The sequence below is a fragment of the Kribbella soli genome (assembly GCF_004331345.1).
GTDB lineage: Bacteria > Actinomycetota > Actinomycetes > Propionibacteriales > Kribbellaceae > Kribbella > Kribbella soli.
On sequence record NZ_SJJZ01000002.1, the window covers coordinates 596,333 to 610,829 of the forward strand.

At 69.0% G+C, this 14,497-nt stretch carries 16 protein-coding genes and 1 riboswitch; of the genes, 4 read left to right on the forward strand and 12 right to left on the reverse strand.

The features are described from left to right. Window positions 1–12 precede the first annotated feature (12 nt). From E0H45_RS17045 to dop, 7 genes are all read right to left on the reverse strand, one after another. Window positions 13–873: a bifunctional 5,10-methylenetetrahydrofolate dehydrogenase/5,10-methenyltetrahydrofolate cyclohydrolase gene (locus E0H45_RS17045; RefSeq protein WP_131338368.1), complete on the reverse strand. Its 861-nt coding sequence runs from the start codon at window positions 871–873 to the stop codon at window positions 13–15. A gap of 20 nt (window positions 874–893) precedes the next feature. Then, a riboswitch (ZMP/ZTP riboswitch) is annotated at window positions 894–978 on the reverse strand. 155 nt (window positions 979–1,133) lie between these two features. Next, on the reverse strand, window positions 1,134–1,982 hold the full coding sequence (locus E0H45_RS17050) for a hypothetical protein (protein ID WP_131338370.1): 849 nt from the start codon (window positions 1,980–1,982) through the stop codon (window positions 1,134–1,136). A 38-nt stretch (window positions 1,983–2,020) separates the two neighbouring features. After that, on the reverse strand, window positions 2,021–2,629 hold the full coding sequence (locus tag E0H45_RS17055; protein WP_131338372.1) for an NUDIX hydrolase: 609 nt from the start codon (window positions 2,627–2,629) through the stop codon (window positions 2,021–2,023). Continuing rightward, window positions 2,626–3,480 (reverse strand): proteasome subunit alpha, encoded by an 855-nt coding sequence (gene prcA / locus E0H45_RS17060; RefSeq protein WP_131338374.1) that lies wholly within the window; start codon window positions 3,478–3,480, stop codon window positions 2,626–2,628. The genes E0H45_RS17055 and prcA overlap by 4 nt, the downstream gene beginning before the upstream one ends. A 37-nt stretch (window positions 3,481–3,517) precedes the next feature. After that, window positions 3,518–4,360, reverse strand: coding sequence for a proteasome subunit beta (prcB, locus tag E0H45_RS17065; RefSeq protein ID WP_131338376.1), 843 nt, complete (start codon window positions 4,358–4,360; stop codon window positions 3,518–3,520). Between the two features lie 8 nt (window positions 4,361–4,368). After that, window positions 4,369–4,578 carry a ubiquitin-like protein Pup gene (locus E0H45_RS17070; protein WP_130448384.1) on the reverse strand — a complete coding sequence of 70 codons (210 nt, stop codon included), beginning with the start codon at window positions 4,576–4,578 and terminating at the stop codon, window positions 4,369–4,371. A 55-nt stretch (window positions 4,579–4,633) separates the two neighbouring features. Then, window positions 4,634–6,154 (reverse strand): depupylase/deamidase Dop, encoded by a 1,521-nt coding sequence (gene dop / locus E0H45_RS17075; protein ID WP_131338378.1) that lies wholly within the window; start codon window positions 6,152–6,154, stop codon window positions 4,634–4,636. An 81-nt stretch (window positions 6,155–6,235) separates the two neighbouring features. On the opposite strand from dop, the gene E0H45_RS17080 reads away from it, so the two are divergent. From E0H45_RS17080 to E0H45_RS17095, 4 genes are all read left to right on the forward strand, one after another. Next, the gene (locus E0H45_RS17080) at window positions 6,236–6,721 is read left to right on the forward strand and encodes an NUDIX hydrolase (protein WP_238155172.1); all 486 of its coding nucleotides are present in this window, start codon (window positions 6,236–6,238) and stop codon (window positions 6,719–6,721) included. Continuing rightward, complete coding sequence (locus E0H45_RS17085; RefSeq protein WP_131338382.1) at window positions 6,718–7,458, forward strand: phosphotransferase; 741 nt, start codon at window positions 6,718–6,720, stop codon at window positions 7,456–7,458. Before E0H45_RS17080 ends, E0H45_RS17085 begins: the two co-directional genes overlap by 4 nt. 72 nt (window positions 7,459–7,530) lie before the next feature. Further along, window positions 7,531–8,139, forward strand: coding sequence for an RNA polymerase sigma factor (locus tag E0H45_RS17090; protein WP_238155057.1), 609 nt, complete (start codon window positions 7,531–7,533; stop codon window positions 8,137–8,139). Then, window positions 8,136–9,020: a hypothetical protein gene (locus E0H45_RS17095; RefSeq protein ID WP_131338386.1), complete on the forward strand. Its 885-nt coding sequence runs from the start codon at window positions 8,136–8,138 to the stop codon at window positions 9,018–9,020. The genes E0H45_RS17090 and E0H45_RS17095 overlap by 4 nt, the downstream gene beginning before the upstream one ends. Here E0H45_RS17095 and E0H45_RS17100 read toward each other — a convergent pair. The 5 genes from E0H45_RS17100 to E0H45_RS17120 all read right to left on the reverse strand — a co-directional run bounded on the left by E0H45_RS17100 (window position 9,017) and on the right by E0H45_RS17120 (window position 14,377). Then, window positions 9,017–9,355 carry a hypothetical protein gene (locus E0H45_RS17100; protein ID WP_131338388.1) on the reverse strand — a complete coding sequence of 113 codons (339 nt, stop codon included), beginning with the start codon at window positions 9,353–9,355 and terminating at the stop codon, window positions 9,017–9,019. The two genes, E0H45_RS17095 and E0H45_RS17100, sit on opposite strands and share 4 nt — an antisense overlap. A gap of 136 nt (window positions 9,356–9,491) precedes the next feature. Beyond that, window positions 9,492–11,237 (reverse strand): proteasome ATPase, encoded by a 1,746-nt coding sequence (gene arc, locus E0H45_RS17105; RefSeq protein WP_131338390.1) that lies wholly within the window; start codon window positions 11,235–11,237, stop codon window positions 9,492–9,494. A 100-nt stretch (window positions 11,238–11,337) separates the two neighbouring features. Continuing rightward, entirely contained in the window at window positions 11,338–12,288 is a 951-nt protein-coding gene (locus E0H45_RS17110) for a tRNA (adenine-N1)-methyltransferase (RefSeq protein ID WP_131338391.1), read from the reverse strand. Between the two features lie 40 nt (window positions 12,289–12,328). Beyond that, window positions 12,329–13,483 carry a site-2 protease family protein gene (locus E0H45_RS17115; protein WP_238155058.1) on the reverse strand — a complete coding sequence of 385 codons (1,155 nt, stop codon included), beginning with the start codon at window positions 13,481–13,483 and terminating at the stop codon, window positions 12,329–12,331. Between the two features lie 36 nt (window positions 13,484–13,519). Further along, on the reverse strand, window positions 13,520–14,377 hold the full coding sequence (locus E0H45_RS17120) for an intradiol ring-cleavage dioxygenase (protein WP_131338393.1): 858 nt from the start codon (window positions 14,375–14,377) through the stop codon (window positions 13,520–13,522). Window positions 14,378–14,497 lie beyond the last annotated feature (120 nt).

Genomic DNA, 14,497 nt, shown 5'->3' on the forward strand with positions numbered 1-14,497 from the left:
TGTCCCCCAACCCTAGGCCAGAGTAGTCAAAGAGTGGACAGCCGTCTCAGCGGCGTCGACCGTCTGCTCCAGCAGCAGCGCGATCGTCATCGGCCCGACCCCGCCCGGGACCGGCGTGATCAGCCGGGCCACCTCGGACGCCTCCGCGAAGTGCACGTCACCGACATTGCCCTCGTTGTACCCGGCGTCGACCACGACCGCGCCCGGCTTCAGCCAGTCGCCGCGGACGAAGTTCGCCTTGCCGACCGCGGCGATCACCACGTCGGCGGTCCGGACCAGCTCCGGCAGGTCCCGGGTCCGGGAGTGCGCGTACGTGACGGTGGCATTCGATGCCAGCAGCAACATGCCGGCCGGCTTACCGAGGATCGGGCTGCGGCCGATCACGACCGCGTGCGCCCCTTCGAGCGGTACGTCGTACGCCGCCAGCAGCCGCATGATCCCGCCGGGCGTGGCCGACCGGAACCCGGGATCGCCGAAGGCCATCGCCGCGAACGACCGCATCGTCACGCCGTCGACGTCCTTCGCCGGGTCGATGGCCTCGAACGCGGCCCGCTCGTCGATCTGCGGCGGCACCGGGTGCTGCAGCAGGATCCCGTGCACGGCCGGGTCGTCGGACAGCTTGGTGATCTCCGCGACCAGCTCCGCGGTGGTCGTCTCGGCCGGCAGTACGACGCTCAGCGACGCGATCCCGGCCTTCTTCGAGCGGTTCTGCTTCATCCGCACGTACGTCGCCGACGCCGGGTCGTCACCGACCAGTACGGTCGCCAGACACGGCTGTACGCCGTACTGCTCCTGCAGGACCCGCGCTCGTTCGGCGGCCTTGGCGACCATGTCGGCGGCGAGGTCGGTCCCGATCATCAGTTCTGCGCTCATCTGCGCACTCCTCTGCGTTCGAAGTGTGCCCAGGCGCGCGGCGAAGCCGGATGGCAGACCGTTCCCCGGTGGTCGTCCACCTCAGCGCCAGTCGCGGTCCGCTGCCAGAATACCGACCCAGCCCCGTCGGAACGGCCGCGAGCCATCGATCCGGTCCTGGATCGGGCCCAACTTTGAGAAGCCACCGATCATTTCGCGGCCCCAGAAATGATCGGTGGCTTCTCAAAGTTGGCGGGGTGCGGCACTCGCGGAGTGCGGCCTCAGCTGTGATGTGCTGGGTCGGTAGGGGCGATCGTGGTGGATGCGCCCAAGGGCAGGGACTCGAGTTGTGCCGCCTCAGCCGCATCGATCAGGCCGCGCTCGCGCAGGCGTGCGATCGCCCGTCGACGCTCACTGAGCAGCTTGTCCCGTTCTTTGGATTCGAGCGCCTCGACCAGCCCGGTTGCCAGCTTCAGGTCCGGCGTCCCGATGGGGCGAAAGTTCCTCGGGACCGGGACCCGGCGCCCGCGGGAGAAGAGCAGCACGGCGGCGAGTAGTGCGGCGGCGAGCCCGGCGGCTGCCCAGACCGGGATCGACGGCGCGGCGAAGGCGTCGACCCCTCGCTCGCTCACGAGCTGCCCCAGAGCGAGAGCACCGCAGGCGACAGTCGCCACCAGATAGCCGACCTCCTTGGCATCCCGGTGACGGTCCGTCCGCAACCACCGGACGGCCACCGCCAGGACGCCGACCAGCACCACGGCGAAACACCACGACGTCAGCGGTACGCCGAGGTCGTTGTCGAGCGGATCCGCCGTGCCCGTTCGCACAGTCCGGCCACCGGACGTACTGAACATGTCGCCGCCGAGTGTGCTGACCCCGCCGACGAGCGCGAACAGGAACGCCGTGTGGACAGCCCAGCTGAGGAAGGCCCGGGGCGTCGGGCCCTCGACCCGCTCGTAACCGAGAACGCGCAGAACGTCGTCGTGATTCTTCAGCACGTACAGGTCGAGGTCACTCAACCGCAGGCCGTACGAAGGGACCGTCTTGGACCAGGTCCGGACGTTGATCGTCTGATTCGCCTTGGCCATGGAGTCCTCACCCGCCGGAAGTTCGTCACGGTCGTGCAGCATCGGATTCGCGGTCCGGCACAGAATAGCGGCGGGACGAGTCAGAGCAGGCCGGCGTGGTCGAGCGCGAGGTAGGCCGCGTCGACTCCGGTCATCGCACCGGGTGTGCGCAACTCGGCACGGAACGCGTCCACGGACAGCTCGACCGGGACACAGTCCTCGGCCTCGTCCAGCTGCTGCTTCCCGTCCGGCCGGCACCCCCGCGCGATCGCGACGTACTTCCGGTACGTCGAGGACGCACCGGACCACTGCCAGCCGACCACGTCCAGCGTCTCGCAGGTGTAGCCGGTCTCCTCCTCGAGCTCCCGCGCACCCGCGACGGCCACGTCCTCGTCGGCCTCCACCAAGCCGCCGGGCAGGTTCGTGACCACGCTGTCCGGACCGGCCCGGAACATCCGGATCGTGACGATCCGGCCTTCCGGTGTCAGCGGCAAGACGGTGATCCCAGTCGCCATGCCGCCCTCGGGCCCGAGGACGTCCCATTCGACCTCGCGGCCGTCGGGCATCCGGTACCGCCGCAGTCGCACGGTGAGGAACCGCTGGAACCCGGGCTCCTCCCCAAGCAACTCCCACGGCGCTGGATCGGCGGGCCGAGAAAGCTCAGCCGCCACCTCGTCGGTGGCGGCTGAGTTCTCGATCTGGTCCGTCACAGCGGACGGTCGTCGTCGGGATCCTCCGGCGGCGCGATCGGTGCGTCGTCGACCGGCGGAGCGACCGGGGTGTCACCCGCAGCTGACTCGCTGGAGTCATCCGCGTCCGAGTCAGCGCTCGTGTCGGCGTCGGACTTCTCGTCGACCGCCGGGCTGGACTCGCTCAGGATGCGGGCCAGCGTCTCCTCGGAGATGCGCTTGAACTTGCGCACCTGGGTCCGGGTCCGGTCCAGGACGGCGACCTCGAGCTGGTCCGGCGTCAGCTCCCGGACCTCGGTGCCGTCGTGGCCCAGCGCGTCCACCGCGAGCCGGAGTGCACCGGCCAGCGAGATGCCCTCGGTGTAGTGCTCGCCGATGTACTCCGCGACGGTGTCGGCCGCGCCGCCCATCACGGCGTACCCGCGGACGTCCGCGATCGAGCCGTCGTAGGTGAGCCGGTAGATCTGGTCGTCGGCCACGCCGACGCCGACCTCGGCGACCAGGATCTCGACCTCGAGCGGCTTCTCGCCGCCGGAGGAGAAGATCGCGCCGAGGGTCTGCGCATACGCGTTGGCCAGCGCCCGGCCGGTGACGTCGCGCCGGTCGTAGGAGTACCCGCGCATGTCGGCGAGCCGGACGCCGGCGATCCGCAGGTTCTCGAACTCGTTGTACCGGCCGACGGCGGCGAACGCCATCCGGTCGTAGATCTCGGCCACCTTGTGCAGGGCGGGCGAGCGGTTCTCCGCCACGAACAGGATGCCGTCGGCGTACTGCAGCGCGATCGCGCTGCGGCCCTTGGCGATGCCCTTGCGGGCGAAGTCGGCCCGGTCCCGCATCAGCTGCTCGGGCGAGACGTAGAACGGAACGCTCATCGAAGGTGTCGTCCTCTAATCAGTCGATCGGGCAGGGTCAGGTCAGGGACGTCGCGGCGGGGCCGTCGGGGCGCTCGTGCCGCTGGGCCCAGGCCGCGTCGACGAGCGCCGCCACCTCGTCCTCCGGCAGCCGCCGGTAACCGTCCGCGGTGACCACGCCGACCACCGGGAAGATCCGGCGCAGCATGTCCGGGCCGCCGGTCGCCGAGTCGTCGTCGGCCGCGTCGATCAGCGACTGGATCGCCACCGTCGCGCAGTCGGTCTCGGACAGGTCCTCGCGGTACAGCTTCTTCAGCGCGCCGCGGGCGAACAGCGAGCCCGAACCGACGCTGTAGAAGTGGGTCTCCTCGTACCGGCCGCCGGTCGGGTCGTAGGAGAAGATCCGGCCGCCCTTGATGTCCTCGTCGTAGCCCGCGAACAGCGGCACCACGGTGAGGCCCTGCATGGCCATCGGCAGGTTGCCGCGGATCAGCGCGCTGAGCCGGTTGGCCTTGCCGTCGAGGCTGAGGGTGGCGCCCTCGAGCTTCTCGTAGTGCTCCAGCTCGACCTGGAACAACCGGACCATCTCGATCCCGAAGCCGGCCGAGCCGGCGAACGCGACCGCCGAGTACTCGTCGGCGGGGAACACCTTCTCGATATCACGCTGGGCGATGATGTTGCCCATCGTGGCCCGCCGGTCGCCGGCCATCATCACGCCACCGGGGAAGGTGGCGGCGACGATCGTCGTACCGTGCGGGACTTCGCTGGACAGGTCACCCTGCCCCAGGGACCGTCGTCCGGGCAACAGGTCGGGCGCGTGCCCGGCCAGGAAGTCCATGAACGACGAGCCGCCTGGGGTCAGGAAGGCTTCCGGCAGCCGGCCGGAGGCATCAGATGTCATCGAGCGGTTCACTCCCCACCCTTTTGCACGAATCCGCGGACGAACTCCTCGGCGTTCTCCTCGAGGACCTCGTCGATCTCGTCCAGGATCGAGTCGACGTCTTCGTCGAGCCGCTCTTTCCGCTCCTGGACGTCCTCCGACGCCTCGACCTGCTCGACCTCTTCCTCGGTCGACGAACGCTTCGGCTGCTTGTGCTGCTGACCGCCGTCCTTCGCCATGGCACACCTCCTAGAACCGCTGGGAGGGCCGCCCAACCGGCCCTCACTAGCGACCCTACCCGGCGGCACCCCCAGTAATGGTGCGAACCAGGTCACTTGCGGTGTCGCATTGGTCAAGAAGTGCCCCGACATGCGCTTTCGTGCCTCGCAGCGGGTCGAGGGTCGGGATCCGCTGCAGCGACTCCTTGCCGGGCAGATCGAAGATCACCGAGTCCCAGGAGGCGGCCGCGACCTGCGGCGCGTACTGCTGCATGCACCGGCCGCGGAAGTACGCCCGGGTGTCGGTCGGCGGGTGCGCGACGGCCATCCGGATCTCCTCGTCGGTGACGATCCGCTGCATCCGGCCGGATTTCACCAACTTGTAATACAGACCCTTGTCCGGGCGCAGGTCGGCGTACTGCAGGTCGACCAGGTGCAGCTTGGGGTCGTCCCACTCGAGGGCGTCGCGGTCGCGGTAGGACTGGAGCAGTTTGTACTTCGCGACCCAGTCGAGCTGGTCGGACAGCTTCATCGGATCGATGGCGAGCTGGTCGAGCACCTGCTCCCAGCGGTGCAGCACGTCCTTGGTCTGCCGGTCCGCGTCGTCGCCGTACTTGTCCTCGACGTACTTGCGGGCCTGCTCCAGGTACTCCGTCTGGAGCTGGACGGCGGTGATCTTGCGGCCGTCCTTGAGCGTCAGGAGGTGCGTGCAGGACGGGTCGTGGCTGACCTCGTGCAGCGCCGTCACCGGCCGGTCGACGCTGAGGTCGTCGGTGAGCCAGCCGTCCTCGATCATCGCCAGCACCAGCGACGTCGTCCCGACCTTCAGGTACGACGAGATCTCGGACAGGTTCGCGTCGCCGATGATCACGTGCAGCCGGCGGTAGCGATCCGGGTTCGCGTGCGGCTCGTCGCGGGTGTTGATGATCGGCCGCTTCAGCGTCGTCTCCAGGCCGACCTCGACCTCGAAGTAGTCGGCCCGCTGGCTGATCTGGAAGCCGTGCGCCGCGCCGTCCTGTCCGATGCCGACCCGGCCGGCGCCGGTGACCACCTGACGGCTCACGAAGAACGGTGTCAAGTGCCGCACGATCGACGCGAACGGCGTCGACCGGCGCATCAGGTAGTTCTCGTGCGAACCGTACGACGCGCCCTTGTTGTCGGTGTTGTTCTTGTAGAGGTTCAGCTGCGGCGCCCCGGGGATCAGGCGGGCCTGCCGCGCGCCCTCCATGATCACCAGCTCGCCGGCCTTGTCCCACACCACCGCGTCCCGCGGGTTGGTGGTCTCGGGCGCCGAGTACTCCGGGTGGGCGTGGTCGACGTACAACCGGGCGCCGTTGGTGAGGATCACGTTCGCCAGGCCGGTCTCCTCGTCGGTGAGTTGGCTGGAGTCCGCCACCTCCCGGCTGAGGTCGAATCCTCGCGCGTCCCGCAGCGGGTGCTCCTCGTCGAAGTCCCACCGGGTCTTGCGCGCGAGCGGCTGCGTCTGCGCATAGCCGTTGACCACCTGGCTCGAGGTCAGCATCGGGTTCGCCCCGGGCTGGCCCGGCACCGAGATCCCGAACTCGGTCTCGGTACCCATGATCCGCCGAACACTCATGCAGCCGAGCCTACGCGGTGCCGACGACTAAAGGGCTTGCTGTGTCCACAGGGTTACCGTGAAACTGCGCGGGTGGACGAGATGGTGGCGATTCTGGACGAGGACAACCATGTCACCGGGGCGGTGCCACGGTCGGTGATGCGGCGCGACAACCTGCGTCACTCCGCGACGGGTGTCGTCGTACTGAATCCGGCCGGACAGATCTACGTGCACCGGCGGACGGCGACGAAGGACGTGTATCCGGGCCGGTACGACTTCGCCGCCGGTGGGGTCGTCGCGGCCGGTGAGGATCCGTTCCATGCCGTCGTACGGGAGCTGGACGAGGAGCTCGGGATCGCCGGTGTGGAGCTGACGCGGTTGCCGGAGGGCGACTACGCCGACGAGAACACCCGGTACCACGCGTACCTGTACACGTGTGTCTGGGACGGCCCGGTGCGGCATCAGCCGGAAGAGGTCGCCTGGGGCGCGTGGATGTCGCCGGCCGAGCTCGTGGCCAAGTTCGACGAGTGGTCGTTCATGCCGGATGCGCTGGCGCTGCTCGGTCCGTACGTGCGGAGCTTGGTATGACGATTGTCGAGGGGTGGGACAGCCACGCCTGGATCGACGGGCCGTGGATCCACCGGGCACCGCGTCGCGCGGAGGTCCGTCCGCGGCTGCTCGCCGAGGCGACGCTCCTCCCCTGGCTCGCGCCACAGCTCCCGCTGCCGGTCCCGGTACCTGAGCTGACAGCAGACGGCGTACGCCACCTGCTGCTCCCCGGCGAACCGTTCACCGACGGCGGCGTCGAGACAGGCCGGGCGCTCGGTGCCTTCCTGAAGGCGTTGCACGCGGTCGACACCGCGGAGGCCGTGGAGTACGGCGCATTGGACGCAGCGACCGCTACAGCGGAGAAGACGGCCGCTCTGGGCGAGTTCCGCGACCAGGTCGTGCCGTTGCTCCCGGTAGAGGTCCGGAGCACGGCGCTCGAGTTGCTCGACCGCGTCGCGAACGTCAGAACCGCGTTGGTCCACTGCGACTTCGGTCCGGACCACATCCTGATGACCGACGGACAGATCACCGGAATCATCGACTGGACCGACGCGGTCATCGGCGACCCTGCCCTCGACCTCTGCTGGCCCCTCAACGGCGCGCCGGAGGCCGTGGCCGCCGGGGTGCTCGAGGTCTACCAACCAGCCCCCGACCTGGTCGAACGCTCCAGGGACTGGGCGCGCCTCTCCCCCTGGTACGGCATCCATCGCGGCCTGCTCCTCGACCTGCCCGGCGACGTCGAGACCGGACTGGCGGAGATCGTCGCCGCGCTGTGATGCAACCACTTGGCATGCGGCCGGTCATTAGGTGATGTGAAGATCATCCTGACTGACGATACGGAGCCGTCGATGGGATCCGCAGGCGGCGGATCAGCGAGCGATCCGGGCTCGGACCAGGAGCTGTGGGAGCGGTTGCGCGCCGGGGACCATTTCGCCCTCGGCGAGCTCTTCGACCGGTACGCCGACGCCGTACGGGCGTTCGCGTTCCGGCGGACCGCCTCCTGGAGCACCGCCGACGACGTGGTGCAGGCAACGTTCCTGAGCACCTGGCGGCGGTTCGAGCGCAATCCACCGGGGCCGCTGACCGGATCGAGCGCTCGCGGCTGGCTGCTCGTCGTGGCCGGCAACGAGTGCCGGACGCTGGCCCGGACGGCGAGCCGCTTGCGGAACCTCGTCGATCGCCTGCCCGGTCCCGCACCCGATGACGACCATGCGCCGGACGTCGCCCGCCGCCTGGACGACGAGCTGCGGATGTCGGCGATCCGTCGCGCCGTCGCGAAGCTACCCCGGCACGAACGCGAGACGCTCGAGCTCGTCGTCTGGTCCGGTCTGACCACCTCCGAGGCGGCGGAAGCTCTCGGCGTACCGATCGGGACCGTCAAGGCCCGGCTGCATCGCACCCGTCGCCGTTTCCCCGACCTGCTCACCCGGGTCGCACTCAACGAGGAGCTCTCATGAACACCGAACTCGAACCGCCGCGCGTTGCACCGCTGAGCGCCGCCGAGCGCTCCCGGATGCGCAGCCAGCTGATGGAGCGGACCCGGCCCGCCACCCGGCGCCCGGCGCGGCACTGGGTCGCCCCGATGGTCGGCGTCGGAGCCGTCGCGGCCGTGGTCGCCGGCACGCTGGTCGTCACCCAGAACTCGCCCGATGAACCGGGCGCGGCCGGTGGGTCGACACCGCTCGCCTCGCCCGAGGCCAAGGTCGGGGTCGACCTCGGCGCGGTGCCGCAGGGCGACGTGGCCAAGATCGTCGCCGACTGCCAGTTCCCGGGCGAGACAGGTCCTGCCCAGCTCGTCTGGAGCCGTCACGTCCGGGGCATCACCAAGGACAGCAGCACGCTGGTGGCACTCGCGCTGAACACCCAGCGCGCCACTGCCACCAGCGCGCCGCCCACCGCGACCCGCGGTGGTCGCAAGCCCGGGTCGGGAGGAGCACCCGCCAGCGCCAAGCTCGGGTACCGGTTCTGCCAGACACGCATCCCACCGAGCGGCGAACTCGGCGCGGTCGGAGCCGTCGGACGGGTCGAGGACAAGGCCTGGCGGACCCAGGCAACGGCGCAGCGCGGTCTGGTGGCACTCGGCGGTTCGGACAGCGACTTCACGAACAACCTCACCACGTTGCAGGCGTGGCGGCTCTACCGGGCGCATCCGGACGTCGCCAAGGTCGAGGCCCGCTACGTGCTGGACCGGAAGACCGGCCCGTGGACGAACGGGGTCGTCGACGGCGGCTTCGCCTATGTCGAGGTCCAGGCGAACGGGAAGTTCAGGCTCGGTCAGCCACTCAAGACCGAGGTCCGTGCGTTCGACGCCCTGGGCCGGCCGGTACCGGTCGGCTAGCGGCGGCGGGCCATGGTGCGGGCGAAGTTGATGGCGACGAGGCCCGCCCAGCAGATCACGACGCCGAAGGGCCCGATCATGCCGGCCGCGATCGCGGTGATCGGGATCGCGGCGACGATCGACACGATCGCCAGCGCGAGCCCGCCCGGGTCGTTCTCGCGACTCGGGTGCCGTCGCGGCGCGGGCTCCGGCAGCAGCCCGGCGCCGCGATGCCGGTCCCGCGCGTCGAGCTTCTCCAGGAAGCTGTCGATGATCTCAGCCTCGTACTCCGGTCCCAGCTCCTGGCGCGCCGCCACAGCAGCACGCAGGTCCTTCCGCACCTCGTCCGTCGCCATATCAGCACGGTAGGCCCGCGCAACCGGCGTACCAATCGGGGAAACCCCCCGATCTCACCGGGTGTTAGACCTACCCCCACCACGCAGCAGACCGCCCTCGGACGAGTTGTCCGAGGGCGGTCCGCGTACGGCGCTGTTACAGGTACTGACCCGTGTTGGTCGCGGTGTCGATGGAGCGACCCGGCTCGGTGCCCTGCTTGCCGGAGATGAGCGTACGGATGTAGACGATCCGCTCGCCCTTCTTGCCGGAGATCCGGGCCCAGTCGTCCGGGTTCGTGGTGTTCGGCAGGTCCTCGTTCTCCTTGAACTCGTCCACGCAGGCCTGCAGCAGGTGCTGCACCCGCAGACCCTTCTGGTTCTCGTCCAGGAACGCCTTGATCGCCATCTTCTTCGCCCGGTCGACGATGTTCTGGATCATCGCGCCCGAGTTGAAGTCCTTGAAGTACAGGACCTCCTTGTCACCGTTGGCGTAGGTGACCTCGAGGAAGCGGTTCTCGTCGGCCTCGGTGTACATCCGCTCGACCGTGCGCTGGATCATCCCGTCCACGCAGCCCTGCCGGTCGCCGCCGAACTCACCCAGATCGTCGACGTGCAGCGGCAGGTTCGCGGTCAGGTACTTCGAGAAGATGTCCCGCGCCGCCTCGGCGTCGGGGCGCTCGATCTTGATCTTCACGTCCAGCCGGCCGGGCCGCAGGATCGCCGGGTCGATCATGTCCTCACGGTTCGAGGCACCGATGACGAGGACGTTCTCCAGCCCCTCGACACCGTCGATCTCACTCAGCAGCTGCGGGACGATGGTGTTCTCGACGTCCGACGACACACCGGATCCGCGGGTGCGGAACAGCGAGTCCATCTCGTCGAAGAACACGATCACCGGCATGCCCTCGGAAGCCTTCTCCCGGGCCCGCTGGAAGACCAGGCGGATGTGCCGCTCGGTCTCACCGACGTACTTGTTCAGCAGCTCGGGGCCCTTGATGTTCAGGAAGAACGACTTCTGGCCCTCGGTCCCGGTCCGCTCGGCGACCTTCTTGGCCAGCGAGTTCGCGACTGCCTTGGCGATCAGCGTCTTGCCGCACCCCGGCGGGCCGTAGAGCAGCACGCCCTTCGGCGGCTTGAGCTCGTGCTCCAGGAACAGGTCCTTGTGCAGGTACGGCAGCTCGACCGCGTCCCGGATCTGCTCGATCTGGCCGGACAGGCCACCGATCTGGGTGTAGTCGATATCCGGGACCTCTTCGAGGATCAGCTCCTCGACCTCGGACTTCGGGATCTTCTCGTACACGTATCCGGAGCGGGCCTCGAGCAACAGCGAGTCACCGGCCCGCAGGGGTACGTCGAGCAGCGGCGACGCCAGTCGCACCACGCGCTCCTCGTCGGCCTGCGCGATCACCAGCGCCCGCTCGCCGTCGGCGAGCAGCTCCTTCAGCATCACCACGTCGCCGACGACCTCGAAGTCACAGGCCTCGACCACGTTGAGTGCTTCGTTCAGCATCAGTTCCTGGCCGAGCTTGAGCGCGTCCAGGTCCACCGACGGGCTCGCCGCGACGCGGAGTTTCCGGCCGCCGGTGAACACGTCGAGCGTGTCGTCTTCGTTCCGTCCGAGGAAGGTGCCGAAACCGGACGGCGGTTGCGCCAGCCGGTCGACCTCCTCCTTCAGGGCGATGATCTTCTCTCGCGCCTCCCGCAGCGTGTCCGCCAGCCGCTCGTTCTGAGCGGTGACACTCGCCAAGGAGGCCTGGGTTTCGGACAGTCTGCCTTCGAGCGACCGGCTGTCCGCCGGGTGCTCGAGCAGCCGACGTCGCAACGCCGCGACTTCGGCCTCCAGGTACCGGACCTGGTTACGCAGTTCTGCCGCGGTAGGACTCTCGTCTCCAGCCACGATCATCACCTCACCATGTGGGGCTCGACCCTATGGACCTTACCCAGAAAACCTCGCCGGGCAAGCTGAATCCCATCACGTGTCGGTTGCGGATGGAGTCCGTTGCCTACGGCATGTCGCCGGAAGTTTCTGCGGATGCATCGGACGACGGCTCCGCGCGGCGCGGACCGGCGTAGTCGTCGCCGTACGCGCCCGGTGCCGGACGGCGCTTCTTCCGGGGTGCCTGCACCCCGTGCGCCATCCTCCGGGCGGTGACCAGGAAGGCCGTGTGTCCTTGCATCCGGTGGCCCGGACGGACGGCGAGACCCTCTACATGCCAGTCTCGCACGAGTGACTCCCACGCGCGCGGCTCGGTGAACTCGCCGTGTGCCCTCAGCGTCTCCACAACACGGCTCAGCTGCGTCGTGGTGGCTACATAGGCACAGAACACACCACCGGGTGAAAGTGCGTCAGCGACCACGTCAACGCACTCCCACGGCGCGAGCATGTCGAGGACGACACGGTCGACGTCCTGCTCGTTCAGCTTCTCGACCAGGTCGCCGACCTCGAGCCGCCAGGCCGGGTGCTCGCCGCCGAAGAAACCGGTCACGTTCTTCCGCGCGACCTCGGCGAAGTCCTCGCGGCGCTCGAACGAGATCACCTGGCCGTGGATCCCGACCGCCCGTAGCAGCGCGGTGGTCAGCGCGCCGGAACCGGCGCCCGCCTCGACCACCTTCGCGCCCGGGAAGATGTCGGCCATCGTGACGATCTGCGCGGTGTCCTTCGGGTAGATCACCGCGGCCCCGCGCGGCATCGAGACCGAGTAGTCGGCCATCAGCGGCCGCAACGCGAGGTACTCGACGTTGCCCTTGGACCTGATCACCACGGCGTCCGGGCCGTCGATCAGCTCGTCGTGCTCGATCCCGCCCTTGGTGGTGTGGAAGGTCTTCCCGCGCTCCAGCTTGACCGAGTGCCGGCGGCCCTTGGAGTCCTGCAGGGTGATCCACTCACCCTCCTGCAGCGGTCCGTGATGAACGCCGGAGTACGCCTGGTCGGGAAAGTCGCGCAAGTCAGCCATAAGGCGCTCACCTTAACTTTCGGTCACCGGAACCGAAGAATCAGCGGCCGCGGAAAGCGCGTTCTACATCGGCGGTCGCGAGGACGCCGTACACGCCGCCGTCGGCGTCCAGGACCAGGTACTCCGAGGCGGGATGCTCACGGAGTGTGGCGAGGATCTCCTCGCCGGTGTCGTTGACGCCGATGATGTGGCCCGCGCCGATCCGCTTGGAGACCTCGCTGACCGTGGTCCACGGACGCTGGTTCGGGGCGACCGCCGCGACCGCGGTCTCGGACACCAGGGCGTGCGGCTTGCCGTCGCCGTCGATCACCACGACCGCGCCGGCGTGCGCCTCTCCGGCCAGCCGGACGGCCTCCGCGAGCGGCGTACCGGAATGTACGGCGATGGCGCGTCGGGCCATCGTCCGGACCTGCAGGGCGGGCAGCTTGCGCCGCAGCCGGGCCTGCATCAAGGACGCGGTCGAGCCGGACCAGAGGAAGAAGCCGATCAGCAGGGCGATCAGGAAGTCGACCATCGACGGCGGCCGGTCCCAGATCTCCTCGAGCAACACCGGGAGCGCCAGCACCGCCATCGCGAGCACCCGCCCGGCCCACGCGGCCGCGATCGTGCCCGTGTGCATGTTGCCGGTGAGCTTCCAGACGATCGCCCGCAGCACCCAGCCGCCGTCCAGCGGCAGGCCGGGCAGCAGGTTCGTGACGCCGACGATCAGGTTCGCGACGCCGAGCTCCCACAGGGCGACGTACCCGACGCCCTCGTCGATGGCACGGGACCCGAGGTACGCGAGGCCGCCGACGATCAGGGACGCGATCGGGCCGACGACCGAGACCGCGAACTCCTCGAGCGGCGACTTCCGCTCCCCCTCGATGTGCGTGCCGGCCGCGAAGAAGCCGAGGTTGATCTCCGAGACGCCGATGCCGAACCGCATCGCCATCAGCGCGTGCGCCAGCTCGTGGAGCAGGATCGACACCGTGAAGGCGATCACGAAGGCGAACGCGGCGACGTACCGCCAGTTGCCGAGCTCCGGGAACTGCTGTCCGATGATCGCGGCGAAGCCGATCGCGAGCAGCATCGCCACCGGCAGCCAGGTGAAACGCATGGTCAGCCGGATGCCGCGGACGCGCCCCAGCACCCACGTTCCGGGCGGTGGTTGACCGGCCGGCTGGGCGGGGTTCTGAGGGTCACGCGAGTCTGGCATCAAGGCCAACGCTACTTGGCCAGTGTTAACTCGCTGCTACACACCCACCGTCAGCGTGGCGACGTACCCGCTGGAGATGTCTCCGGTGACGGTCGCGAGCTGGTGTACGCCGTCGTCGTCTCCGAACACGTTGTCGGTCTCCAGCGACGTCTGGCTGAGGTTCTGCGCGCTGCCGTCGTACCCGTCGGTGGCGTAGACGGTGCTGCAGACGTCCTTCGGGAGGGCGAGCTGCGAGGTCCGGGTGATCTGGCCGGCCTTGGTGGCTTCGGCGGCGCTGGCGTAGACCTCGAAGTGGATGTGCGGCCAGCGGCCCATGTACGCGGCCGGGAAGATCGTGGTGAACCTGACCTTGCCGGAGCCGTCCGCCGCCTGGACGCCGCGGAGGTAGTTCTCGTTCGTCACGCCATCGGAGTACAGCGAGTACCGGCCCTGGGCGTCGCAGTGCCAGAGGTAGACGGCGGCGCCTTCAAGGGCTTTGTCCTGGTCGGCGTCGACGACGGTGAGCTCGACGGTCAGCGGTACGCCGGTCGCGACGCCGGACGCGGAGCCGAACGACTTGGTGATGTCGCTGCGGACGATGCCGGACTGGGTGAGGACGTTGGGTCCGTTCGAGCCGTCGCCTGGGTACGGTCCGCCGGTCTCCTGCGGGATCTCGTCCACGTCCACGGAGGCATCCGTCGTCGCGCTCGACGTACTCGAGCTGGTCGACGGCGTCGCGCTTGTGGCGGTGCTGCTCGGCGTGCTCGTCGTCGTACTGTCGTCCGTCGCGCAGCCGGCGACGACGGCGAGGCCGGCGGCCGTGAACAGGCCGAGGAAGCGGCGGCGGTGCAGGGTCGCGAGGTCGTACTCGAGACCGCGGTCGTGGTTCGGCGGAGGCTGCGTCGGTGGCGTCATGCATCGAGCATGACGACGCGGCCCGGCGACCGGCCGTGAGTCTGCTGGGAGTTTGCTGTGAAGCGGTTTTCCACAGGCTCGGGGTGGGGGCGGGCGAACTGTCGGTGGTTGTGCCTAGGG

What these genes read in the sequence shown, in the direction of transcription:
- E0H45_RS17050 (WP_131338370.1), bottom strand. Translation starts at nt 1,982, where the DNA reads ATGCTGCACGACCGTGACGAACTTCCGGCGGGTGAGGACTCCATGGCC.
- E0H45_RS17120 (WP_131338393.1), bottom strand. Translation starts at nt 14,377, where the DNA reads ATGACGCCACCGACGCAGCCTCCGCCGAACCACGACCGCGGTCTCGAG.
- E0H45_RS17070 (WP_130448384.1), bottom strand. Translation starts at nt 4,578, where the DNA reads ATGGCGAAGGACGGCGGTCAGCAGCACAAGCAGCCGAAGCGTTCGTCG.
- arc (WP_131338390.1), bottom strand. Translation starts at nt 11,237, where the DNA reads ATGATCGTGGCTGGAGACGAGAGTCCTACCGCGGCAGAACTGCGTAAC.
- E0H45_RS17080 (WP_238155172.1), top strand. Translation starts at nt 6,236, where the DNA reads ATGGTGGCGATTCTGGACGAGGACAACCATGTCACCGGGGCGGTGCCA.
- dop (WP_131338378.1), bottom strand. Translation starts at nt 6,154, where the DNA reads ATGAGTGTTCGGCGGATCATGGGTACCGAGACCGAGTTCGGGATCTCG.
- prcB (WP_131338376.1), bottom strand. Translation starts at nt 4,360, where the DNA reads ATGACATCTGATGCCTCCGGCCGGCTGCCGGAAGCCTTCCTGACCCCA.
- E0H45_RS17100 (WP_131338388.1), bottom strand. Translation starts at nt 9,355, where the DNA reads ATGGCGACGGACGAGGTGCGGAAGGACCTGCGTGCTGCTGTGGCGGCG.
- prcA (WP_131338374.1), bottom strand. Translation starts at nt 3,480, where the DNA reads ATGAGCGTTCCGTTCTACGTCTCGCCCGAGCAGCTGATGCGGGACCGG.
- E0H45_RS17085 (WP_131338382.1), top strand. Translation starts at nt 6,718, where the DNA reads ATGACGATTGTCGAGGGGTGGGACAGCCACGCCTGGATCGACGGGCCG.
- E0H45_RS17090 (WP_238155057.1), top strand. Translation starts at nt 7,531, where the DNA reads ATGGGATCCGCAGGCGGCGGATCAGCGAGCGATCCGGGCTCGGACCAG.
- E0H45_RS17095 (WP_131338386.1), top strand. Translation starts at nt 8,136, where the DNA reads ATGAACACCGAACTCGAACCGCCGCGCGTTGCACCGCTGAGCGCCGCC.
- E0H45_RS17115 (WP_238155058.1), bottom strand. Translation starts at nt 13,483, where the DNA reads ATGCCAGACTCGCGTGACCCTCAGAACCCCGCCCAGCCGGCCGGTCAA.
- E0H45_RS17110 (WP_131338391.1), bottom strand. Translation starts at nt 12,288, where the DNA reads ATGGCTGACTTGCGCGACTTTCCCGACCAGGCGTACTCCGGCGTTCAT.
- E0H45_RS17045 (WP_131338368.1), bottom strand. Translation starts at nt 873, where the DNA reads ATGAGCGCAGAACTGATGATCGGGACCGACCTCGCCGCCGACATGGTC.